Source organism: Pseudomonas sp. UBA1879, from assembly GCF_002338065.1.
GTDB lineage: Bacteria > Pseudomonadota > Gammaproteobacteria > Pseudomonadales > Pseudomonadaceae > Aquipseudomonas.
In genome coordinates this window covers 46,941-68,932 of sequence record NZ_DDHJ01000024.1, presented here as the reverse complement: position 1 = coordinate 68,932, position 21,992 = coordinate 46,941, and the positions used below count along the sequence as shown (strand labels likewise).

At 60.9% G+C, this 21,992-nt stretch carries 19 protein-coding genes and 1 other RNA gene; 18 read left to right on the top strand and 2 right to left on the bottom strand.

Translation table 11 applies throughout. The annotated features are described in order from the left end of the window. Nucleotides 1-78: 78 nt before the first annotated feature. Nucleotides 79-453, bottom strand: coding sequence for a YraN family protein (locus B3N48_RS25490; protein WP_296188441.1), 375 nt, complete (start codon nucleotides 451-453; stop codon nucleotides 79-81). Beyond that, on the bottom strand, nucleotides 450-2,264 hold the full coding sequence (locus B3N48_RS25485; RefSeq protein WP_296188440.1) for a penicillin-binding protein activator: 1,815 nt from the start codon (nucleotides 2,262-2,264) through the stop codon (nucleotides 450-452). Before B3N48_RS25485 ends, B3N48_RS25490 begins: the two co-directional genes overlap by 4 nt. 222 nt (nucleotides 2,265-2,486) lie before the next feature. Between B3N48_RS25485 and rsmI the strand changes: the two genes are divergently transcribed. The 18 genes from rsmI (at nucleotide 2,487) to lpxC (ending at nucleotide 21,950) form a co-directional block, all read left to right on the top strand. After that, nucleotides 2,487-3,392 (top strand): 16S rRNA (cytidine(1402)-2'-O)-methyltransferase, encoded by a 906-nt coding sequence (gene rsmI, locus B3N48_RS25480; protein ID WP_296188439.1) that lies wholly within the window; start codon nucleotides 2,487-2,489, stop codon nucleotides 3,390-3,392. Between the two features lie 87 nt (nucleotides 3,393-3,479). Further along, nucleotides 3,480-3,837, top strand: an RNA gene (gene rnpB / locus B3N48_RS25475) — RNase P RNA component class A. A gap of 306 nt (nucleotides 3,838-4,143) precedes the next feature. Next, the gene (gene mraZ, locus B3N48_RS25470; protein ID WP_108236909.1) at nucleotides 4,144-4,599 is read left to right on the top strand and encodes a division/cell wall cluster transcriptional repressor MraZ; all 456 of its coding nucleotides are present in this window, start codon (nucleotides 4,144-4,146) and stop codon (nucleotides 4,597-4,599) included. A gap of 2 nt (nucleotides 4,600-4,601) precedes the next feature. Continuing rightward, on the top strand, nucleotides 4,602-5,543 hold the full coding sequence (gene rsmH / locus B3N48_RS25465) for a 16S rRNA (cytosine(1402)-N(4))-methyltransferase RsmH (RefSeq protein ID WP_296188544.1): 942 nt from the start codon (nucleotides 4,602-4,604) through the stop codon (nucleotides 5,541-5,543). Next, entirely contained in the window at nucleotides 5,540-5,833 is a 294-nt protein-coding gene (ftsL, locus tag B3N48_RS25460) for a cell division protein FtsL (protein ID WP_296188437.1), read from the top strand. The genes rsmH and ftsL overlap by 4 nt, the downstream gene beginning before the upstream one ends. Beyond that, nucleotides 5,833-7,581 carry a peptidoglycan D,D-transpeptidase FtsI family protein gene (locus B3N48_RS25455; protein ID WP_414704286.1) on the top strand — a complete coding sequence of 583 codons (1,749 nt, stop codon included), beginning with the start codon at nucleotides 5,833-5,835 and terminating at the stop codon, nucleotides 7,579-7,581. Before ftsL ends, B3N48_RS25455 begins: the two co-directional genes overlap by 1 nt. Then, entirely contained in the window at nucleotides 7,581-9,044 is a 1,464-nt protein-coding gene (locus tag B3N48_RS25450; protein ID WP_296188433.1) for a UDP-N-acetylmuramoyl-L-alanyl-D-glutamate--2,6-diaminopimelate ligase, read from the top strand. Before B3N48_RS25455 ends, B3N48_RS25450 begins: the two co-directional genes overlap by 1 nt. Next, nucleotides 9,037-10,407, top strand: coding sequence for a UDP-N-acetylmuramoyl-tripeptide--D-alanyl-D-alanine ligase (locus tag B3N48_RS25445; RefSeq protein ID WP_296188431.1), 1,371 nt, complete (start codon nucleotides 9,037-9,039; stop codon nucleotides 10,405-10,407). Before B3N48_RS25450 ends, B3N48_RS25445 begins: the two co-directional genes overlap by 8 nt. Further along, entirely contained in the window at nucleotides 10,407-11,489 is a 1,083-nt protein-coding gene (gene mraY / locus B3N48_RS25440) for a phospho-N-acetylmuramoyl-pentapeptide-transferase (protein WP_296188429.1), read from the top strand. Before B3N48_RS25445 ends, mraY begins: the two co-directional genes overlap by 1 nt. Before the next feature lie 5 nt (nucleotides 11,490-11,494). Continuing rightward, entirely contained in the window at nucleotides 11,495-12,841 is a 1,347-nt protein-coding gene (gene murD, locus B3N48_RS25435) for a UDP-N-acetylmuramoyl-L-alanine--D-glutamate ligase (protein WP_296188428.1), read from the top strand. Next, nucleotides 12,838-14,055, top strand: a complete 1,218-nt coding sequence (gene ftsW, locus B3N48_RS25430; RefSeq protein WP_414704285.1) for a putative lipid II flippase FtsW — start codon at nucleotides 12,838-12,840, stop codon at nucleotides 14,053-14,055. The genes murD and ftsW overlap by 4 nt, the downstream gene beginning before the upstream one ends. Then, a complete protein-coding gene (murG, locus tag B3N48_RS25425; protein ID WP_296188426.1) occupies nucleotides 14,042-15,115 on the top strand; it encodes an undecaprenyldiphospho-muramoylpentapeptide beta-N-acetylglucosaminyltransferase in 1,074 nt (357 codons plus the stop codon). The genes ftsW and murG overlap by 14 nt, the downstream gene beginning before the upstream one ends. Then, complete coding sequence (gene murC, locus B3N48_RS25420) at nucleotides 15,108-16,568, top strand: UDP-N-acetylmuramate--L-alanine ligase (RefSeq protein WP_296188425.1); 1,461 nt, start codon at nucleotides 15,108-15,110, stop codon at nucleotides 16,566-16,568. The genes murG and murC overlap by 8 nt, the downstream gene beginning before the upstream one ends. Next, entirely contained in the window at nucleotides 16,565-17,524 is a 960-nt protein-coding gene (locus B3N48_RS25415; protein WP_296188424.1) for a D-alanine--D-alanine ligase, read from the top strand. Before murC ends, B3N48_RS25415 begins: the two co-directional genes overlap by 4 nt. A 3-nt stretch (nucleotides 17,525-17,527) precedes the next feature. Further along, a complete protein-coding gene (locus B3N48_RS25410; protein WP_296188422.1) occupies nucleotides 17,528-18,397 on the top strand; it encodes a cell division protein FtsQ/DivIB in 870 nt (289 codons plus the stop codon). 15 nt (nucleotides 18,398-18,412) lie between these two features. Further along, complete coding sequence (ftsA, locus tag B3N48_RS25405) at nucleotides 18,413-19,672, top strand: cell division protein FtsA (RefSeq protein WP_296188420.1); 1,260 nt, start codon at nucleotides 18,413-18,415, stop codon at nucleotides 19,670-19,672. Between the two features lie 63 nt (nucleotides 19,673-19,735). Next, entirely contained in the window at nucleotides 19,736-20,926 is a 1,191-nt protein-coding gene (gene ftsZ / locus B3N48_RS25400; protein ID WP_074753941.1) for a cell division protein FtsZ, read from the top strand. A gap of 112 nt (nucleotides 20,927-21,038) precedes the next feature. Continuing rightward, the gene (lpxC, locus tag B3N48_RS25395) at nucleotides 21,039-21,950 is read left to right on the top strand and encodes a UDP-3-O-acyl-N-acetylglucosamine deacetylase (protein ID WP_296188416.1); all 912 of its coding nucleotides are present in this window, start codon (nucleotides 21,039-21,041) and stop codon (nucleotides 21,948-21,950) included. Nucleotides 21,951-21,992: the final 42 nt, after the last annotated feature.

The window sequence follows — 21,992 nt, the reverse complement described above, 5'->3', positions numbered from 1 at the left end:
GCCCGCAAAGCAAAGAGCAAAAACAGTAGGGGTTATGTGCGTCGGTGAGCATGGTGTTGCGGTGTCGGAAGCGCCCTGTCAGCTGTCGAATGCGTTCTGCAACCAGTTCAGCGCAGGCCCCGCGCCCGGGTCGCCATTGATTGCCACGACATCGAAGCGGCATGGCGAATGGGCCCATTGCGACTCGTTTTGCAGAAACCATTGTGCGGCCAGGGTGAGCTTTGCCTGCTTGCGAACATCGACGCTTTCCAGCGCGCCACCCCATCCGGCGTGGCGCCGATAGCGAACTTCGACGAATACTACTGTATCGCCGTCGAGCATGACCAGATCAAGCTCACCGCGTTTGCATGACCAATTTTGCGTGATCAGGTGTAAGCCGTGTTGCTGCAGGTGCCGCAGGGCGTAGGCTTCGGCCTCACGCCCCGCAGTTTGTCGGGTGGTGCTCGCAGTCAAGGCGCGGTATCCGGCAGGCGCTGCACTTTGCCATCGACGAACTGAGCCCAAGGCAGTTGACGCTCGATGCGTTGGCCGGGGCCGATCGCCAGGCTGCCGGACAGCCCATCGATGCGGCTGTCGGGCAGGGCTTTCAATTGGCTCAGACGCGGCGCCAGACGATAGGCGTCGATGCCCATCGCGTACAGGCGGCCCAGGCTGCCGCCGGCTTGAGGCCATTGCGCGGTGACTTGTTGACGCAGTGGGTCATTGGCATTCAGCAGCCAGGGGGTTTCGCAGAAGCGCACGCCAGCGAGGTCGTTGTACATCGCCTGGTCGTTGCTGTTGGTGAACAGGTGCGAAGTGGCGTAGACCGGGACGTCACCGGCGTACTGGAACACCATCGTCGGTTTGATCTGCTGCGCTTGCTGTGGCGTGGCGGCCAGGAACATGAAGTCGACGTCCTGGCGGCGGGTCGGCTGGGCGGCGGCCTGTGCACCGGTGGTGCTTTGCAGGCGCTGAGCGCGGCCTTCGCTGTTGCGCAATTGGAACAGCTCGGCGACTTGCTGAGCCAGTTGCACCGGTTGATCGATGCGTTCAACGCCCAGCAGGGTGCCGCCCTTGGCTTGCCAGCTCTGACGGAACGCCTCAAGTACACGATCGCCCCATTCGCCTTTCGGCACCATGGCCACAGCGCTGCGTTTGCCGTCGGCCCAAGCACGGCGGGACACCTCGCGCGCCTCGTCTTCAGCGGCAAGGCCGAACTGGAACAATTCAGCCGGGCTCTGAGCGCCGGAATCGCTGTAGTTCAGCGCAAGGGTGGTGATGGGCAGTTGTGGACGAGCACTCAGTTGCTTGACCAGCGGTTTTTCCAGCGGACCGACCACCAACTGCACGCCCGCGGCTTTGGCCTGGGCATAGAACGCGTCCATGGAGGTCACGCGGGAGCTGTCGAAGACTTCAATCGCGGGCGGTTTTTGGCCAGCCTGTTGCGCTTGGTAGTGGGCTGCCATGAAGCCGTCACGCAGTGCACGTGACACTGACGCCAGTGGGCCGTCTTGCGGCAGCAGCAGGGCAATCTTGGTCAACGGCTCGCTTTTCAACTCACGCAGCTGCGCCAGTGTAGTCGGCAGTTGACGTGCGGCAGGGTGCTGCGGATTCTGCGCTTTCCAACTGTCGATGGCCGCCTGTTGCTGCTCCAGCGTGCCAGCGCCTTTGACGGCGCGTGCCAGGCTCAGCCAGCCGCCCATGTCGTCATTGGCGGTGCTTTGCAATTGCTCGGGTGGCAGGGCTGCCACCAGTGTCCAGATCGCATCGTTGTTGGCGCTCAGCGCATCGCCTTGCAACAGTGGGCCCATGAATACACGCTCGCTGGCCGCCGCGAGGGTCTGACCATCGGCCTCAAGGGCGCGGGCGCGGGCGGTGTGAGCACGGGTCTGCAGGTCGACTGGCATCTCACCCAAATGCTGCAGGCTCGGATGGTTGAGCGCGGTCAACGCAGCCTTTGGCTGGCTACGGCCCAAGGCCAGTTCGGCAGACAAAGTGTTGGCGTAGATCTGCTTGTCGGTCTTGAGCTGGTCCAACTGGACCTGTTCAAGAATGCTGGCAGCGCGGCCCGGATTGTTTTGACGGGCGGCCAGATCGGCCGCAGTCAGCCGCAGTAACGCGGCCTGATCGGGCGTCTTCGCCGCAGCGGCTTGTTCGAGCAACTGCTCGATGCTGGCGTCAGGTGTGCGTGGCAGTTCGCCAAGGCTGGAGGAGGGCGAACCGGCACAAGCGGCCAATAAGGCAGCCAGGCAGAGGGCAGAGAACAGCCGCAGGCAAGCGATCATGTGTATGTTCCTGATACTCGAGCAAATAAGCGTGGAATTGTACCCAAGCACTGGCCGGGGCGCGATGTTGTAGGCATTAATGCTGTGGCGTGGGCCGTCTTGAAGCGCAACCGAGCGTTTCAGTCACAGGGGTTTCATCAGTTAAGACGACGGTTAGGATCAGTGGGCGGATACGTCGGTCCATCTTTCAATCTCCCTGTTTACATCGCCTTAACCTGTACAATGCAGGCTTTGACTGAACATGAGGTGTGCGCTTTGACTGCTCCGGGTGCTTTGAATTCCACCGTAGGCTCGCTTTATGTGGTGGCCACACCCATCGGCAACCTGGAGGACATGAGCGTGCGAGCCTTGAAGGTGCTGCGCGAGGTTTCGTTGATCGCCGCTGAGGATACCCGGCATTCATTACGGCTCATGCAACACTTCGGCATTTCGACGCCTCTGGCTGCGTGCCATGAACACAACGAACGGGACGAAGGCAGTCGTTTCATCGCGCGGTTACAGGCGGGTGAAGACGTCGCGTTGATTTCCGATGCGGGCACCCCACTGATCTCTGATCCCGGCTATCACTTGGTACGTCAGGCCCGTGCGGCGGGGATCCAGGTCATTCCGGTGCCAGGGGCCTGCGCCTTGATCGCGGCCTTGTCGGCAGCGGGTCTGCCTTCCGACCGTTTCATCTTTGAAGGATTCCTTCCGGCCAAGTCCGTAGGGCGCAAGGCGCGACTGGAACTGCTGAAAGAAGAGCCGCGCACTGTCATTTTTTACGAGGCGCCGCACCGTATCCTGGAATGCCTGCAAGACCTCGAAGAAATCTTCGGTGGCGATCGCCCGGCCGTGTTAGGGCGTGAATTGACCAAAACCTTCGAGACCTTGAAGGGTCTGCCATTGGGTGAGCTGCGCGCGTTTGTGGAAGGCGACAGTAACCAACAGCGCGGCGAGTGTGTGGTATTGGTCGCGGGCTGGAGCGAGCCGGAAGGCGAGGACGCGATCGGTGCTGAGGCACGGCGCGTGCTGGATCTGCTATTGCAGGAGATGCCGCTCAAGCGCGCGGCGGCGCTGGCTGCGGAGATTACCGGGGTGCGCAAGAATTTGCTGTATCAGGTCGCGCTGGAGAAGCAAAAAGCGGAATGAACGAAAGCCGTCAGCCGGACACATAAATAGGTGAGTGGCTTATTAAAGCTTGTTCTTGTGTCGCCCTGCCATTAACCTTGGCGGCGGAGAGTCGATTGGACAGTCGCTGCCCTTCATTGTTCCGCAATGAGGGGGGGAGGAAAGTCCGGGCTCCATAGGGCGGAGTGCCAGGTAACGCCTGGGGGGCGCGAGCCTACGGAAAGTGCCACAGAAAATAACCGCCTAAGCACTTCGGTGCCGGTAAGGGTGAAAAGGTGCGGTAAGAGCGCACCGCACGTCTGGCAACAGTTCGTGGCTAGGTAAACCCCACTCGGAGCAAGACCAAATAGGGTTCCAAGGCGTGGCCCGCGCTGGAACCGGGTAGGTTGCTAAAGATGTCCAGTGATGGCCATCGTAGAGGAATGACTGTCCTCGACAGAACCCGGCTTACAGATCGACTCTCCACCTTCCTTTCTCCCCTCGTTTGTACGATTTTCCCCTTCCTGTAATGCCAAAAAAATCTTACACCTCATAAACAACATTAACTTCGAACCTTATCTTTTTGAGTTTCTACGGATTTATCTGTAGGACCGCTCCGAAATTCCCCAAATCTTCTCTGTTACCCGTCGTAAATCTCCGTCCTGTAAGGGTTTTCCTTAAGAAGTCGCCTTGACGGTGTGGTGGGCGCATTCCTATAGTGTGCGCAAGTGGCGGAAAGTGGCGTGAAGTGGGTTTTTTGACCGCAAAACGATAATATTCGGAGAAAGCGCCTTTGTTCCGTGGTGCAAACGCAATCAATCTCGACGCAAAGGGCCGACTCGCTATGCCGAGCCGGTACCGTGACGAGTTGGATTCGCGTAGCGCCGGCCAATTGATCGTGACCATTGATACCGTCGACCCGTGCTTGTGCATCTATCCACTTCCTGAATGGGAATTGATCGAAGCGAAATTGCGCGAGTTGGCAACGTTCCGTGAAGAGAACCGTCGCCTTCAGCGGTTGCTGATCGGTAATGCGGTAGATCTTGAACTCGATGGCAGTGGGCGTTTTCTGGTGCCGCCGCGTTTGCGTGATTACGCCAAGCTCGACAAGCGCGTGATGCTGGTCGGCCAACTGAACAAGTTTCAACTGTGGGATGAGGACGCCTGGAACGCACTTGCTGATGCGGACCTGGCGGCCATTCAAAAACCGGGCGCGATGCCTGATGAACTGCGTGATTTGATCCTGTGACTATGAATAGCGGCTTTACCCACATCACCGTACTGCTCGAAGAAGCCGTCGAGGCTCTCGGGGTGCGCGCTGATGGCTGCTATATAGACGGCACATTCGGGCGGGGTGGGCACAGCCGGCTCATCCTGAAGAATCTCGGGCCGGATGGGCGGCTCTTGGGATTCGATAAAGATCCTCAAGCGATTGCGACCGGGCAAGCGCTGGCGGCCGAAGACGGCCGCTTTGTCATTGTGCAGCGCAGCTTTGCGGAGTTGGGTGCAGAGGCTCTGGAGCGGGGCATTGCCGGAAAAGTCAGCGGCATCCTGCTCGACCTCGGTGTTTCTTCGCCGCAGCTCGACGATCCTGAGCGCGGCTTCAGCTTCATGAATGATGGCCCGCTGGACATGCGCATGGACCCGTCTCGTGGAATCAGCGCTGCCGAATTCGTCAACACCGCGCCCGCCGAAGACATCGCACGCGTGTTCAAGGAATACGGCGAGGAGCGTTTCGCCAAGCGCATGGCCGGTGCTGTGGTGGCCCGCCGCGAAACCCAACCCTTCGAGCGTACCGGCGATCTGGCCGAGGTGCTGAAGGTCGCCAACCCTGCGTGGGAGAAAGGTAAAAACCCCGCGACCCGTGCGTTTCAGGGCCTGCGCATTCACGTCAATAACGAGCTGGGCGATCTGGAAGCCGGCCTTGACGCCGCGCTGGAAGCCCTGGAAGTGGGCGGCCGTTTGGCTGTCATCAGCTTTCACTCGCTGGAAGACCGTATCGTCAAACTGTTCATGCGCAAACTGGTGAAGGGCGAGGCAGACAACATGCCGCGCAACCTGCCGATTCGTCATCAAGCCTTCGAGCCGCGCATCAAGCTCGTCGGCAAAGCGCAGTTCGCCTCCGATGATGAAACCCGTGCCAACCCACGTTCACGCAGTGCCGTGATGCGCGTTGCGGAGAAGCTCCGGTGAGCCGCGGTTTCTTCAAGCCATTGCCCGGCGGCAGCTTCTTCATGCTGCTGCTGTTCATTGCCGTCCTGGTGTCGGCGATTGCTGTTGCCTACAGCGCCCACTGGAACCGCCAGTTGCTTAACTCGCTTTATTCCGAACTCAGCGTGCGTGACAAGGCGCAGGCCGAGTGGGGTCGTCTGATTCTCGAGCAAAGCACCTGGACGGCGCACAGCCGCATCGAAGCGCTGGCAACCGATCAGCTGAAAATGCGTATCCCGAATGCCGCCGATATCCGGATGGTGTCGCCATGATGAAACTCGAAGGGGCTCTCTACCCTTGGCGGTTCCGCGTCGTGGTCGGCTTGCTGTCTGTGCTGGTGATGGCGATTGCCTATCGCATCGTCGATCTGCAGGTCATCGATCACCGTTTCCTTATTGAACAGGGCGACGCGCGCAGCCTGCGTAACGTCTCGATTCCTGCGCACCGTGGCCTGATCACCGATCGCAACGGTGAGCCGTTGGCCGTCAGTACACCCGTCACTACGATCTGGGCCAACCCGTCCGAGATGCAGGCCGACAAGAGCAAGTGGCCGCAATTGGCGCAGGCGCTGGGCCAGGATCCGAAAGCGATGGCTGACCGGCTGAACGAACAGGCCAGCAAAGAGTTCATCTACCTGGTTCGCGGCCTGACTCCGGAGCAGGGTCAGTCGGTGCTCGACCTGAAAGTGCCAGGTGTGTATGGCAAGGAAGAATTTCGTCGGTTCTACCCGGCAGGCGACGTGACCGCGCACATGGTGGGCTTCACCGACCTCGACGATCACGGTCGTGAAGGGGTCGAGCTGGCCTATGACGACTGGCTGGCCGGTGTGCCGGGCAAAAGGCAAGTGATCAAGGATCGGCGCGGCAGGCTGATCAAAGACCTGCAAGTGAAGAAGAATGCCAAGGCCGGGAAGACCTTGGCTTTGTCTATTGACCTGCGCCTGCAATACCTGGCGACCCGTGAGTTGCGCAACGCCATTCAGGAAAACGACGCCAAGGCCGGCAGCCTGGTGATCATGGACGTGAAAACGGGCGAAGTGCTGGCGATGGTCAACCAGCCGACCTATAACCCGAACAACCGCCGCACCATGGTGCCCGCAGCAATGCGTAACCGCGCGATCATCGACGTGTTCGAACCAGGCTCGACCATGAAGCCGATTTCCATGACCGCCGCGCTGGACAGTGGCCGCTGGAAACCCAGTGACAAAGTCGAGGTGTATCCAGGGACGCTGCAGATCGGCAAATACACCATTCGCGACGTGACCAAGACCGAAGGTCCGATCCTCGACCTGACCGGCATTCTGATCAACTCCAGTAACGTCGGCATGAGCAAGGTGGCGTTCGACGTCGGTGGCGAAGCGATTTTCCGCGCCATGCAGCGTGTAGGGCTTGGCCAGTACACCGGCCTGGGCTTCCCCGGCGAACGCGTGGGCAACCTGCCGAACTACCGCGAGTGGCGCAAGGCTGAAACCGCAACGCTGTCTTACGGTTACGGCCTGTCGGTCACGGCATTGCAGTTGGTGCACGCGTATTCGGCGCTGGCCAACAACGGCAAGATTGTCCCACTGACCATTCTGAAAACCGACAAGCCAAACGACTCGGTTCAGGCCATCCCGGAAGCCACAGCCAAGACCCTGCAGGGCATGCTGCAGCAAGTGATCGAAGACCCACGCGGCGTGTACCGGGCCCGCGTGCCGTCGTATCACGTGGCGGGCAAGTCCGGTACTGCACGTAAGACTTCGGTGGGCACCAAAGGCTACGCCGAGAACTCCTATCGCTCGCTGTTTGCTGGCTTCGGCCCGATGAGCAACCCGCGTTACGCGATCGTCGTGGTGATCGATGAACCCAGCAAAGGCGGCTACTTCGGTGGCTTGGTGTCTGCGCCGGTGTTCAGCAAAGTCATGTCCGGCACATTGCGTCTGATGAACGTGCGCCCAGACAACCTTGCGCCCATCCCGCCTGAGCAGCAGGCCAACGCTGCGACGCCGCTCGTCGTGCCGGTGAAGGGGGGGCGCGGCTGATGCCTTTTAACCTGAGCAAGATTTTCGCCCAGAGCGATCGCGACCTGTTGATTCGTGAACTGACCCTGGACAGCCGCAAGGTGCGTCCGGGCGATCTGTTCCTGGCGATTCCGGGCCTGAAGGTCGACGGCCGCGACCACATTACCGACGCCATTGCCCATGGCGCTGCCGCAGTCGCCTATGAGGTGGAAGGCGCCAAGGTGCTGCCGATCACTGACATTCCGATGATCCCGGTCAAAGGGTTGGCGGCGCAGCTGTCCGACATCGCCGGTCGTTTCTACGGTGATCCAAGCCGCAGCATGAAAGTCGTCGGCGTGACCGGCACTAACGGCAAGACCAGCGTCACCCAGCTGATCGCTCAGGCGCTCGACAAACTGGGCGAACATTGCGGTCTGATCGGCACCCTCGGCATTGGCTTCTACAGCGCGCTGAAAAGCGGCATTCACACCACGCCTGATCCGATTTCCGTGCAGTCGACGATCTACGACCTGAAAAAAGCGGGGGCCAAGGCGCTCTCCATGGAGGTGTCGTCCCACGGGCTTGATCAAGGTCGCGTCACTGCGCTGGCCTTCGATGTGGCGGTGATGACCAATTTGTCCCGTGATCATCTGGATTATCACGGCACCATGGAGGCCTATGGTGCGGCCAAGGCCAAGCTGTTCGCCTGGAGTGACTTGCGTTGCCGCGTGATCAACCTCGATGACGCGTTCGGTCGTGAGTTGGCCGCCAAGCCCCACGATTCACGGCTGATCACTTACAGCCAGGTAGACAGCAGCGCTTACCTGTTCTGCCGCGACGCGCACTTCGACGACGAGGGTGTTCGCGCCACATTGGTGACGCCGCAGGGCGATCATGTGCTGCGCAGCAGTCTGCTGGGCCGTTTCAACCTCAGCAACGTGCTGGCGGCGGTTGGCGCACTGATGGGACTGGATTACCCGCTGGACGACATTCTCAAAGTGCTGCCGAGCCTCGAAGGTCCGGTCGGCCGTATGCAGCGTTTAGGCGGCGGCGCCCGTCCGCTGGTGGTGGTCGATTACGCCCATACCCCGGACGCGCTGGAACAAGTGCTCGACGCCCTGCGCCCTCACGCGAAAGGCCAATTGACCTGCCTGTTCGGCTGCGGCGGTGACCGTGATCGCGGCAAGCGGCCGCTGATGGCCGAAGTGGTGGAACGTCTGGCCGACAAAGTGCTGGTCACGGACGACAATCCGCGCACCGAAGACCCTTCGCGCATCTTTGATGACATTCGCGCCGGTTTCAGTGTTGCGGACAAGGTCGAGTTCGTCGCCGGTCGTGGCCAGGCCATCGCGCAGATCATCGCTCAAGCCAACGCCGCCGACGTGATCGTGCTGGCCGGTAAAGGGCACGAGGATTACCAGGAAATCGACGACCAACGTCATCCGTTTTCCGATCTTGAAGAAGCCGCCAAGGCACTGGACGCATGGGAGGCTGCACATGCTTAAGCCGCTTTCGTTCAGCGAGCTGCTCCTGCCGCTCGACGCCCAACGCGTCGGCGACGACGTGAGCTTCAACGGCGTCAGCATCGACAGCCGTGCGATCGAACCGGGACAGCTGTTCGTGGCACTGACAGGGCCGCGTTTCGATGGCCACGACTACCTCGATCAGGTCGCTGCCAAAGGCGCGGTCGGGGCGTTGGTCGAGCGTGAAATGCCAGGCAGCGCGTTGCCGCAATTGATCGTTAGCGACACCCGCAAGGCGCTGGCGCAATTGGGGGCGATGAATCGCAACGCGTTCGTCGATAAGCCGGTGGCCGCGATTACCGGTTCCAGCGGCAAGACCACGGTCAAGGAAATGCTCGCCAGCATCCTGAGCACCCGTGGCCCGGTGCTGGCGACCAAAGGCAATCTGAATAACGAGTTGGGCGTTCCGTTGACCCTGCTGGCGCTGGCGCCGGAGTTCAACGCCGCCGTGATCGAGCTGGGCGCGAATCATGTGGGCGAAATCGCGCTGACCGTCAGCCTGACTCAGCCTCATGTGTCGGTGTTGACCAATGCCGGGACTGCCCACGTTGGCGAGTTCGGCGGGCCTGAAAAGATCGTCGAAGCCAAGGGCGAAATCATCGAAGGGCTCAATGCCCAAGGCACTGCCGTGCTAAACCGCGACGACAAGGCCTTCGGCATTTGGGTCGCCCGTGCCGGTGCGCGCAAGGTGCTGAGTTTTTCGATGCACAACAGCGAAGCGGATTTTTACGCCAGCAATCTGGGCATCGACGCCCGTGGTTGCCCGACCTTCACATTGAACAGCCCCAGCGGCTCGGCGCACGTGCAGTTGAATCTCCTCGGCGCGCACAACGTGGCCAACGCGCTAGCGGCGGCTGCTGCGGCGCATGCACTGGGCGTTTCGCTGCCCGGCATCGTCACCGGCCTGAACAACGTTCAGCCGGTCAAAGGTCGGACGGTCGCGCAACTGGCCATTAACGGCATGCGGGTGATCGACGACACCTACAACGCCAACCCGACCTCCGTCGCAGCGGCGACCGACATCCTCACCACCTTCCCGGGCCGCAAGGTTCTCGTGCTGGGCGATATCGGCGAACTGGGCGAGTGGGCCGAGCAGGGGCACCGTGATGTGGGCGCGTACGCTGCAGGCAAGGTCGACGCGCTGTATGCCGTCGGTCCGTTGATGGCCCATGCCGTGAAGGCTTTCGGGCAGGATGCGCGCCATTTTGCAAGTCAGGCTGACCTGATCGCGGCGCTGGGCGCCGAGCAAGACAAGAACACCACCCTTTTGATCAAAGGTTCCCGCAGCGCCGCGATGGAAAACGTCGTCGCAGCGCTGTGTGGTAACAGTCTGGAGAAACATTAATGCTGCTGCTGCTGGCCGAGTATCTGCAACAGTTCTACAAAGGCTTCGCGGTCTTCCAGTACCTGACCCTGCGCGGGATTCTTGGCGTGCTCACTGCACTGTCATTGTCGCTGTGCCTGGGGCCATGGATGATCCGTGCCCTGCAGAACAAACAGATCGGCCAATCCGTCCGCAACGACGGTCCTCAATCTCACCTCTCCAAGTCCGGCACCCCGACCATGGGGGGCGCGCTGATTCTGTCCGCCATCGGCATCGCGACTCTGCTGTGGGCCGACCTGACCAACCGCTACGTGTGGGTGGTGCTGATCGTTACGCTGCTGTTCGGTGGCATCGGCTGGGTCGACGACTACCGCAAGGTCATCGAGAAGAACTCCAAAGGCCTGCCAAGCCGCTGGAAATACTTCTGGCAGTCGGTGTTCGGTCTGGGCGCAGCGATCTTCCTTTATATGACTGCGCAATCGCCGGTCGAAACCACGCTGCTGATCCCGATGCTGAAAGACTTCAGCATTCCATTGGGCATCGGCTTCGTGGTCCTGACCTATTTCGTCATCGTCGGCTCCAGCAACGCGGTCAACCTGACGGACGGTCTGGACGGTCTGGCCATCATGCCGACGGTCATGGTCGGCGGCGCACTGGGCATCTTCTGCTATCTGTCGGGTAACGTGAAATTCGCTGAATACCTGCTGATTCCTTATGTACCAGGAGCGGGCGAGCTGATTGTGTTCTGCGGTGCGCTGATCGGCGCAGGCCTGGGCTTCCTTTGGTTCAACACCTACCCGGCGCAAGTGTTCATGGGCGATGTTGGCGCGCTGGCGCTGGGCGCGGCATTGGGCACCATCGCGGTCATCGTGCGGCAAGAAATCGTGCTGTTCATCATGGGCGGCGTGTTCGTGATGGAGACCCTGTCAGTCGTCATTCAGGTTGCGTCCTTTAAATTGACCGGCCGCCGCGTTTTCCGCATGGCGCCGATCCATCACCACTTTGAACTCAAGGGCTGGCCCGAGCCGCGCGTGATCGTCCGTTTCTGGATCATCACCGTGATTCTCGTGTTGATCGGTCTTGCCACGTTGAAACTGAGGTAATTGAAGTGTCGCTGATCGCTTCTTCTCACTTCCGCATCGTTGTCGGTCTCGGCAAAAGCGGCATGTCCCTGGTTCGCTACCTGGCGAACCGGGGCGTGTCGTTCGCCGTCGCCGATACGCGGGAGAATCCTCCGGAGTTGGCGACGTTGCGTCGCGACTACCCGCAGGTGGAAGTGCGTTGCGGCGAGCTCGACGTCGAATTCCTCTGCCGCGCCGACGAGTTGTACGTAAGCCCCGGCCTCGCGCTGGCAACCCCTGCCTTGCAGCAGGCGGCCGCTCGGGGTGTGAAGCTGTCCGGCGACATCGAGCTGTTCGCCCGCGCTGCAAAGGCGCCGATTGTCGCGATCAGCGGCTCCAACGCGAAAAGCACCGTGACCACGCTGGTCGGCGAAATGGCCGTTGCGGCTGGGAAACGCGTGGCGGTCGGCGGCAACCTCGGTACGCCCGCGCTGGACCTGCTCAGCGATGACGTCGAGCTGTACGTGATGGAGCTGTCCAGCTTCCAGCTGGAAACCACAGATCACTTGGGCGCTGAAGTCGCCACGGTGCTCAACGTCAGCGAAGACCACATGGACCGCTACAGCGGCCTGCCGGCTTACCATCTGGCCAAACACCGGATTTTCCGGGGTGCGCGGCAAGTGGTGGTGAATCGTCAGGACGCGCTTTCGCGACCATTGATCGGGGAAGGCGTGCCGTGCTGGACCTTTGGTCTGAACAGGCCTGACATCAATGGCTTCGGTCTGCGAGAAGAGAACGGCGAAAAGTACCTGGCATTCCAGTTCGAGAACCTGATGCCGGTCAGCGAATTGAAAATCCGTGGCGCGCACAACCAGTCCAACGCATTGGCCTCGCTGGCCCTCGGCCACGCCGCCGGTCTGCCGTTCGAGCCGATGCTCCAGGCCCTGCGCAACTTTGGCGGGCTGGTGCATCGTTGCCAATGGCTGCGCGAGCGCAACGGTGTCAGCTATTACGACGATTCCAAGGCCACCAACGTCGGCGCTGCGCTGGCCGCCATCGAAGGCCTGGGCGAAGACATCCCCGGCCAGTTGGTACTGATCGCAGGGGGCGACGGCAAAGGTGCTGATTTCTCTGCGCTGAAAAACCCGGTCGCCACCCATTGCCGCGCCGTCGTCCTGCTGGGACGCGACGCTGAACTGCTCGCCACGACGTTTGGCGATTCAGTGCCTTTGATACGCGTCAAAACATTGGAAGAAGCTGTGCAACGTGCTGCTGAATGCGCGCAAGAAGGGGACGCCGTGTTGCTGTCGCCTGCCTGCGCAAGCCTGGATATGTTCAAGAATTTCGAAGAGCGCGGACGTGTGTTCGCCCAGGCCGTGGGGGACTTGTCATGATCTTTGGCGTGATCAAGCCTTACCCGTCGCCGATCATCAGCGGCCGTGGCGTGGACGTCGATTTCCCGATGCTCGCCGGCTGCCTGGCGCTGCTGGGCCTGGGGCTGGTGATGATCACTTCTGCGTCGTCCGAAGTGGCCGCCGTGCAGTCGGGCAACGCGCTGTACATGATGACCCGTCATCTGATCTATCTGGTGTTGGGCCTCGGTGCCTGCATCGCCACCATGATGATCCCGGTCGCGACCTGGCAGCGCCTTGGCTGGTTGATGCTGATTGGCGCCTTTGGCTTGCTGGTAATGGTGATCGTGCCCGGCATCGGCCGCGAGGTGAACGGCTCGATGCGCTGGATCGGCTTCGGCATGTTTAACGTGCAGCCGTCAGAAATCGCCAAGGTGTTCGTGGTGATTTTCCTTGCGGGCTATCTGATTCGTCGCCAGCAGGAGGTGCGCGAGAGCTGGATGGGCTTCTTCAAGCCATTCATCGTCCTGCTGCCGATGGCCGGTCTGCTGCTGATGGAGCCTGACTTCGGTGCCACTGTCGTCATGATGGGGTCGGCGGCTGCGATGCTGTTCCTGGGCGGTGTGGGCCTGTTCCGTTTCACGTTGATGGTGGCGCTGGCCGTTGGCGCGGTGTTTGTGCTGGTTCAGGCACAGCCGTATCGGATGGCGCGTTTGATCACCTTTACCGACCCGTGGTCGGATCAGTTCGGCTCGGGCTACCAGCTGACTCAAGCGCTCATCGCTTTTGGTCGCGGCGAGTGGTTCGGCGTCGGTCTGGGCAACAGCGTACAGAAGCAGTTCTACCTGCCGGAAGCGCACACTGACTTCGTGTTCTCGGTACTCGCTGAAGAACTGGGCGTCGTGGGTTCGCTGGCCACTGTTGCGCTGTTCGTGTTCGTGAGTATTCGCGCCATGTACATCGGCATGTGGGCCGAGCGCGCCAAGCAGTTCTTCGCCGCGTACACCGCCTACGGTCTGGCCTTCCTGTGGATCGGTCAGTTCTTGATCAACATCGGCGTGAACGTGGGCCTGTTGCCGACCAAGGGGCTGACCCTGCCATTCCTGAGCTACGGCGGCAGTTCGTTGATCATTTGCTGCGCCAGCCTGGGCCTGTTGCTGCGCATCGAATGGGAATCGCGCAACAACATGGGCAGTGAAGAGGCTGAATTCAAAGAGAGCGATTTTGCCGAGGAGCCTGCCCATGGCCGTCGGTAATGTGCTGATCATGGCGGGCGGTACCGGCGGACACGTGTTCCCGGCGCTGGCGTGCGCTCGCGAATTCCAGGCGCGCGGCTACACCGTGCACTGGCTCGGGACGCCCCGTGGCATCGAAAACGAACTGGTGCCCGCGGCGGGTTTGCAACTGCACCTGATCAACGTCACCGGTCTGCGAGGCAAGGGGCGGCTGTCGCTGCTCAAGGCGCCGTTCATGCTGGTCAAGGCCTTGTGGCAGGCGCGCAACGTGGTGCGCAAGCTGAAGCCAGTGTGTGTCGTCGGTTTCGGTGGCTACGTGACCGGGCCGGGTGGTCTGGCGGCCAAGCTGGCGGGCGTGCCGCTGATCATCCACGAGCAGAACGCCGTGGCCGGAACCGCCAACCGCAGCCTGGCGTCCTTCGCCGCTCGCGTGTGTGAAGCGTTCCCGCAGACGTTCGCGGCCTCAGCCAAGCGCCGCACCACTGGCAATCCGGTGCGTGCCGAGCTGTTCTTCGAAACGCCGCGTCAGGCGCTGATCGGACGCAAGCCCCGGTTGCTGGTGCTGGGCGGAAGCCTGGGCGCCGAGCCGCTGAACAAACTGCTGCCTGAAGCGCTGGCTCAGGTGCCGTCGGAGCTGCGACCTGAAGTGTTCCATCAGGCCGGCAAGCAGCACGATGAAGTCACCGCTGAGCGTTATCGCGCGGTAGGTGTCGAGGCGCAGGTCGCCCCCTTCATCAAGGACATGGCTCAGGCCTATGGCTGGGCCGATCTGGTGGTGTGTCGCGCGGGCGCGCTGACCATCAGTGAACTGGCGGCCGCTGGCTTGCCTTCGTTGCTGGTGCCGCTGCCCCATGCGATCGACGATCACCAGTCGCGCAATGCTGATTATCTGGCCCGCGAAGGCGCTGCCTTCGTGATGCCGCAAAGAACAACTGGCGCCGCCGAGATGGCCGCTCGCCTGACAGAGGTTTTGATGCAACCCGAACAACTGAAACGCATGGCTACCACGGCTCGCCAATTGGCCAAGCCGGATGCCACCAACACCGTTGTCGACGTCTGCCTGGAGGTGGCCCATGGTTGAGAACCAGCGCGCCATGCCACAGCCGGAAATGCGCCGTATCCGCCGCATCCACTTCGTCGGCATCGGCGGTGTGGGCATGTGCGGGATCGCCGAGGTATTGCTGAACCTGGGTTACGAAGTGTCCGGTTCCGACCTCAAGGCATCGCCGGTGACCGAGCGTCTCGAATCGTTCGGCGCGCATATCTTCATTGGTCATCGTGCTGAAAACTCGGCAGCGGCAGACGTGCTGGTGGTGTCCAGTGCCGTCAACACCTCCAACCCGGAAGTGGCGACCGCCCTTGAGCGCCGTATTCCTGTCGTGCCACGCGCCGAAATGCTCGCCGAACTGATGCGCTATCGGCACGGCATCGCGGTTGCCGGGACCCACGGCAAAACCACCACTACCAGCCTGATCGCGTCGGTGTTTGCAGCCGGCGGACTGGACCCGACATTCGTGATCGGTGGCCGCTTGAACGCGGCTGGCACCAACGCCCAACTGGGCACCAGCCGCTATCTGATCGCCGAAGCCGACGAAAGCGATGCCAGCTTCCTGCACCTGCAGCCACTGGTCGCCGTGGTCACCAACATCGACGCCGACCACATGGCAACCTACGAAGGCGACTTCAACAAACTGAAGAAAACCTTCGTCGAGTTCCTGCACAACCTGCCGTTCTACGGGCTGGCCGTGGTCTGCACTGACGACCCGGTTGTGCGCGACATCCTGCCGGCGGTGAAACGCCCGGTCATGACCTATGGCTTCAACGAAGACGCCGACGTGCGCGCGATCAACGTGCGTCAGGACGGCATGCGCACCCACTTCACCGTTCTGCGCCGCGACCGCGAGCCGCTGGATGTGTCGGTGAACATGCCGGGCAACCACAACGTCCTCAACTCGCTGGCAACCATCGCCATCGCGACGGACGAAGGCATCACTGACGAAGCCATCATTCAGGGCCTGTCAGGCTTCCAGGGCGTGGGCCGTCGCTTCCAGGTCTACGGCGAACTGCCGGTGGAAGGCGGCAACGTGATGCTGGTGGACGACTATGGTCACCACCCGCGTGAAGTCGCTGCGGTCATCAATGCCGTGCGCGGTGGCTGGCCGGATCGTCGTCTGGTCATGGTTTACCAGCCGCACCGTTACAGCCGTACCCGCGATCTGTATGACGATTTCGTGCAGGTGCTCAACGACGCCAACGTCCTGCTGTTGATGGAAGTCTACCCGGCGGGTGAAGAGCCGATTCCGGGCGCGGACAGCCGTCAACTGGCCCACAGCATTCGTCAGCGTGGCCAGTTGGACCCGATCTACATCGAGCGGGGCGTTGAGCTGGCCCCGCTGGTCAAACCACTGCTGCGCGCGGGCGACATCCTGCTGTGCCAGGGCGCCGGTGACATTGGCGGTCTCGCACCGCAATTGCTCAAGAGCCCGCTGTTTGCGGGTGCCATCGTGGCCTCAACCGAAGGTAAGCTGAAATGACAGCCGCCGCGCCCGTCTCCCTGTTCTCGACCCTTGAGCCAAAAAGCTTCGGCCGCGTTGCCGTGCTTTTTGGTGGCAAGAGTGCGGAGCGGGAGGTTTCCCTCAAATCCGGCAACGCAGTGCTCGAAGCGCTGCTGAGTGCGGGCGTCGATGCCTTCGGGATCGATGTGGGCGACGATTTCCTTCAGCGACTGGCCAGCGAGACCATGGACCGCGCGTTCATCGTGCTGCACGGTCGCGGTGGCGAAGACGGCACCATGCAGGGCCTGCTCGAATGCCTGGAGATCCCGTACACCGGCAGCGGCGTGCTGGCGTCGGCGCTGGCGATGGACAAGCTGCGCACCAAGCAGGTCTGGCAGAGCCTGGGCCTGCCGACGCCGCGTCATGCTGTGCTGACCAGCGAATCGGACTGTATTTCTGCGGCGACGGAACTGGGCTTTCCTTTGATCGTCAAACCCGCTCATGAAGGCTCCAGTATCGGTATGGCCAAGGTGACCCGCGTCGAAGAATTGATCGACGCCTGGAATACCGCCAGTACCTACGATTCAAACGTGTTGGTCGAACAATGGATTCAAGGTCCAGAGTTCACTGTCGCTTCTCTACGCGGGCAAGTGCTGCCCCCCATCCGCCTGGGCACTCCCCACACTTTCTACGACTACGACGCCAAGTACCTGGCTTCCGATACCCAGTACCGGATCCCGTGCGGCCTCGACGCAGCCAAAGAACAGGAACTCAAGGCGCTGACCGCCCGTGCCTGCGACGCCGTGGGCATCACCGGCTGGGCACGCACAGACGTCATGCAGGACGCCGAAGGCCGATTCTGGCTACTGGAAGTCAACACCGTGCCCGGCATGACCGACCACAGCCTAGTCCCCATGGCAGCTCAGGCTGCGGGGCTCGATTTTAAACAGTTGGTGTTGGCGATTCTGGCCGACAGTGTCCAGGTGCGGGGGTAAGTCATGCTCGGCGCGACGCTACGTCATCAGCAATCCACTCCGAGCCGCAAGCCGGTGCCTCGCGGCGCCAGTCGTATGGTGGCCAAAGAGCCACTGTCGGCCCGTATTCCGAAGCCAAATTTCGGTTTCCTGCGCAGCCTGATGTGGCCAGTGCTACTGGTTGTGCTGGCTTTCGGCACTTACGAGGCAGCGCAGCGTCTATTGCCCTACGCCGATCGGCCTATCTCGCGGATCAACGTTCAGGGCGACCTGAGCTACATCAGCCAGCAGGCCGTGCAGCAGCGGATTGCGCCGTACGTGGCCACCAGTTTTTTCAACATCGACCTCGCCGGGATGCGTACCGAGCTTGAGCAGATGCCCTGGATTGCCCACGCCGAAGTGCGACGTGTGTGGCCCGATCAGGTGGTGATTCGCCTGGAAGAGCAATTACCGGTTGCGCGCTGGGGCGATTCGGCCCTGCTGAACAACCAGGGTCAGGCCTTCACCCCGCGTGAGCTGGCCAATTACGAACACCTTCCGCAGTTGTTCGGGCCTCAACGGGCTCAACAGCAGGTGATGCAGCAGTACCAAGTATTGAGCCAGATGTTGCGCCCGCTGGGCTTCTCTATCGCTCGGTTGGAATTGCGCGAGCGAGGCAGCTGGTTCCTCACCACTGGCGCAGGCAATGCAGGCCCCGGCCTGGAGCTGCTGCTGGGACGAGGCAATCTGGTTGAGAAGATGCGCCGCTTTATCGCCATCTACGAAAAAACGCTGAAAGAACAGATCACGAACATTGCGCGAGTAGACCTGCGTTACAACAACGGTTTGGCCGTTGGGTGGCGTGAGCAGGCGCCAGCGCCAACGACGGACAAACCCGCCGTCGCGAAGAATTGATAAGAGGCAGGACCCATGGCAAACGTGCAAAGCGGCAAAATGATCGTCGGATTGGATATCGGCACCTCCAAAGTGGTGGCGCTGGTAGGCGAAGTCGCGGCTGATGGCACGCTGGAAATCGTCGGTATCGGCACCCACCCATCGCGCGGCCTGAAGAAGGGCGTGGTGGTGAACATCGAGTCGACCGTGCAGTCGATTCAGCGCGCAGTGGAAGAAGCGCAGCTGATGGCTGGCTGCCGCATTCACTCGGCGTTCGTCGGTGTGGCGGGCAACCACATTCGCAGCCTGAATTCCCACGGCATCGTGGCGATCCGCGACCGCGAAGTGAGTTCGGCTGACCTGGAGCGCGTCCTCGACGCGGCTCAGGCGGTGGCGATCCCGGCGGACCAGCGCGTCCTGCACACCCTGCCGCAAGACTACGTGATCGATAACCAGGAAGGCGTTCGCGAGCCGCTGGGCATGTCGGGCGTGCGTCTGGAAGCCAAGGTTCACGTCGTGACCTGCGCCGTGAATGCCGCGCAGAACATCGAGAAGTGCGTGCGCCGCTGCGGTCTCGAAGTCGACGACATCATCCTCGAGCAACTGGCCTCGGCGTACTCGGTGCTGACCGACGACGAGAAAGAGCTGGGCGTGTGCCTGGTGGACATCGGCGGCGGCACCACTGACATCGCGATCTTCACCGAAGGCGCGATCCGTCACACGGCGGTGATCCCGATCGCGGGTGATCAAGTCACCAACGACATCGCCATGGCCCTGCGCACCCCGACGCAGTACGCCGAAGAGATCAAGATCCGTTACGCCTGCGCCCTGGCCAAGCTGGCCGGTGCCGGTGAAACCATCAAAGTGCCGAGCGTGGGCGACCGTCCACCGCGCGAACTGTCACGTCAGGCGCTGGCCGAAGTGGTCGAGCCGCGTTACGACGAGCTGTTCACCCTGATCCAGGCTGAACTGCGCCGCAGCGGTTACGAGGACCTGATTCCGGCTGGCATCGTGCTGACCGGCGGTACCTCGAAGATGGAAGGCGCGGTCGAGCTGGCCGAGGAGATTTTCCACATGCCGGTGCGCTTGGGCGTACCGCACAGCATCAAGGGTCTGGCGGACGTCGTTCGCAACCCGATTTACTCCACCGGTGTTGGCTTGCTGCTGTACGGGCTGCAAAAGCAGTCCGACGGCATCTCGCTTTCAGGGCTTTCCAACACGGGTAGCAGTTATAGCGATGAACCTAAGGCACCCGTGTTTGAGCGTCTCAAGCGCTGGGTCCAGGGGAATTTCTAAGATTCAAAAAGTGGTAGGCAGGCAACAGGCGACATAAAACTAGAGAACTGAAGGAGAGGGAACATGTTCGAGCTCGTAGACAACATCCCACAAAGCCCGGTAATTAAAGTTATCGGCGTTGGTGGCGGCGGCGGCAACGCGGTCAATCACATGGTCAAGAGCAACATCGAAGGCGTCGAGTTCATCTGCGCCAACACCGATGCTCAAGCACTGAAGAACATTGGCGCACGTACCATTCTGCAACTGGGTACCGGCGTGACCAAGGGCCTGGGTGCAGGTGCCAACCCTGAAGTCGGTCGTCAGGCGGCACTGGAAGATCGTGAGCGCATTGCGGAAGTTCTGCAGGGCACCAACATGGTCTTCATCACCACCGGCATGGGTGGCGGTACCGGTACCGGTGCAGCGCCGATCATCGCCGAAGTGGCCAAGGAAATGGGCATTCTGACCGTCGCGGTCGTGACCCGTCCGTTCCCGTTCGAAGGCCGCAAGCGCATGCAGATCGCCGATGAAGGCATCCGCGCGCTGTCCGAAAGCGTCGACTCGTTGATCACCATTCCCAACGAGAAGCTGCTGACCATTCTGGGTAAAGACGCAAGCCTCTTGTCGGCTTTCGCCAAGGCAGACGATGTACTGGCCGGTGCCGTTCGCGGTATCTCCGACATCATCAAGCGTCCAGGCATGATCAACGTCGACTTCGCCGACGTACGCACCGTGATGTCCGAAATGGGCATGGCGATGATGGGCACTGGCGCCGCCAGCGGTCCTAACCGTGCGCGTGAAGCCACCGAAGCGGCCATTCGCAACCCACTGCTCGAAGACGTGAACCTGCAGGGTGCTCGCGGCATTCTGGTCAACATCACTGCCGGTCCTGACCTGTCTCTGGGCGAGTACTCCGACGTGGGTAGCATCATCGAAGCGTTCGCCTCCGAGCACGCCATGGTCAAGGTCGGTACCGTTATCGATCCGGACATGCGCGACGAGCTGCACGTGACCGTGGTTGCCACTGGCCTGGGTGCCAAAATCGAGAAACCTGTGAAGGTCATCGACAACACCCTGCAGACCGCTCAAGCCGCCCCAGTGCAGCAACAAGCCGTTCGCCAGGAGCAGCCGTCGGTGAATTACCGCGATCTGGACCGTCCTACCGTGATGCGCAATCAGGCACACGCAGGCGCGACAGCAGCGGCAAAAATGAACCCGCAAGACGATCTGGATTACCTGGATATTCCAGCCTTCCTGCGTCGTCAGGCTGATTGATGAGTTCTATCAGGGGTATGAGGGTGATTGGTGTTCAGCAAAGGCGAGGTCTGCTATCATCGCCAGCCTTTGTTGATACTAATTCGCGATATGCGCTGAAGCGGCCAATGCCATGATTAAACAACGCACCCTGAAGAATATTATCCGTGCCACAGGTATCGGCCTGCACTCGGGGGAAAAGGTTTACCTGACCCTCAAACCTGCACCTGTGAACGCTGGCATTGTGTTTTTCCGTACCGACCTCGAGCCGGTTGTCCAGATCAACGCACACGCGCTGAATGTGGGCGATACCACGCTTTCCACAACGCTGTTCAACGGCGACGTGAAGGTCGATACGGTCGAGCACTTGCTATCGGCCATGGCTGGCCTTGGCATCGATAACGCCTACGTTGAACTTTCTGCCTCCGAAGTTCCCATCATGGATGGCAGCGCAGGTCCTTTCGTATTCCTGATTCAATCGGCTGGCCTGGAAGAACAGGACGCGCCGAAGAAATTCATCCGGATTCTGAAAGAAGTCCGCGTTGAAGAAGACGGCAAGTCTGCCAAGTTTGTGCCGTTCGAAGGTTTCAAGGTGGGCTTCGAAATCGATTTCGACCACCCTTACCTGAAGAATCGCACGCAAACTGCCTGTGTCGACTTTTCAAGCACCTCTTTCGTAAAAGAAGTCAGCCGTGCGCGTACATTCGGTTTCATGAAAGACATCGAATATCTGCGTAAACACAACCTTGCGCTGGGCGGGAGCGTCGAAAACGCAATCGTCGTGGACAAGGACGGCGTGTTGAACGAAGACGGTCTGCGTTACGAGGACGAATTCGTCAAACACAAGATTCTGGATGCCATCGGTGACCTGTATCTGTTGGGCAACAGCCTGATCGGCGAGTACCAGGGCTTCAAGTCGGGACACGGCCTGAACAATCGTCTGCTGCGTGCCTTGATTGCACAGAGCGACGCTTATGAAGTCGTGACCTTCGAAGATGCCAGTACCGCACCGATCTCGTACATGCGCCCTGTAGCGGCGGTGTAACAGTCTCTTCTTCTCAGTTTCACTATTTAAGGCCACCGTTGG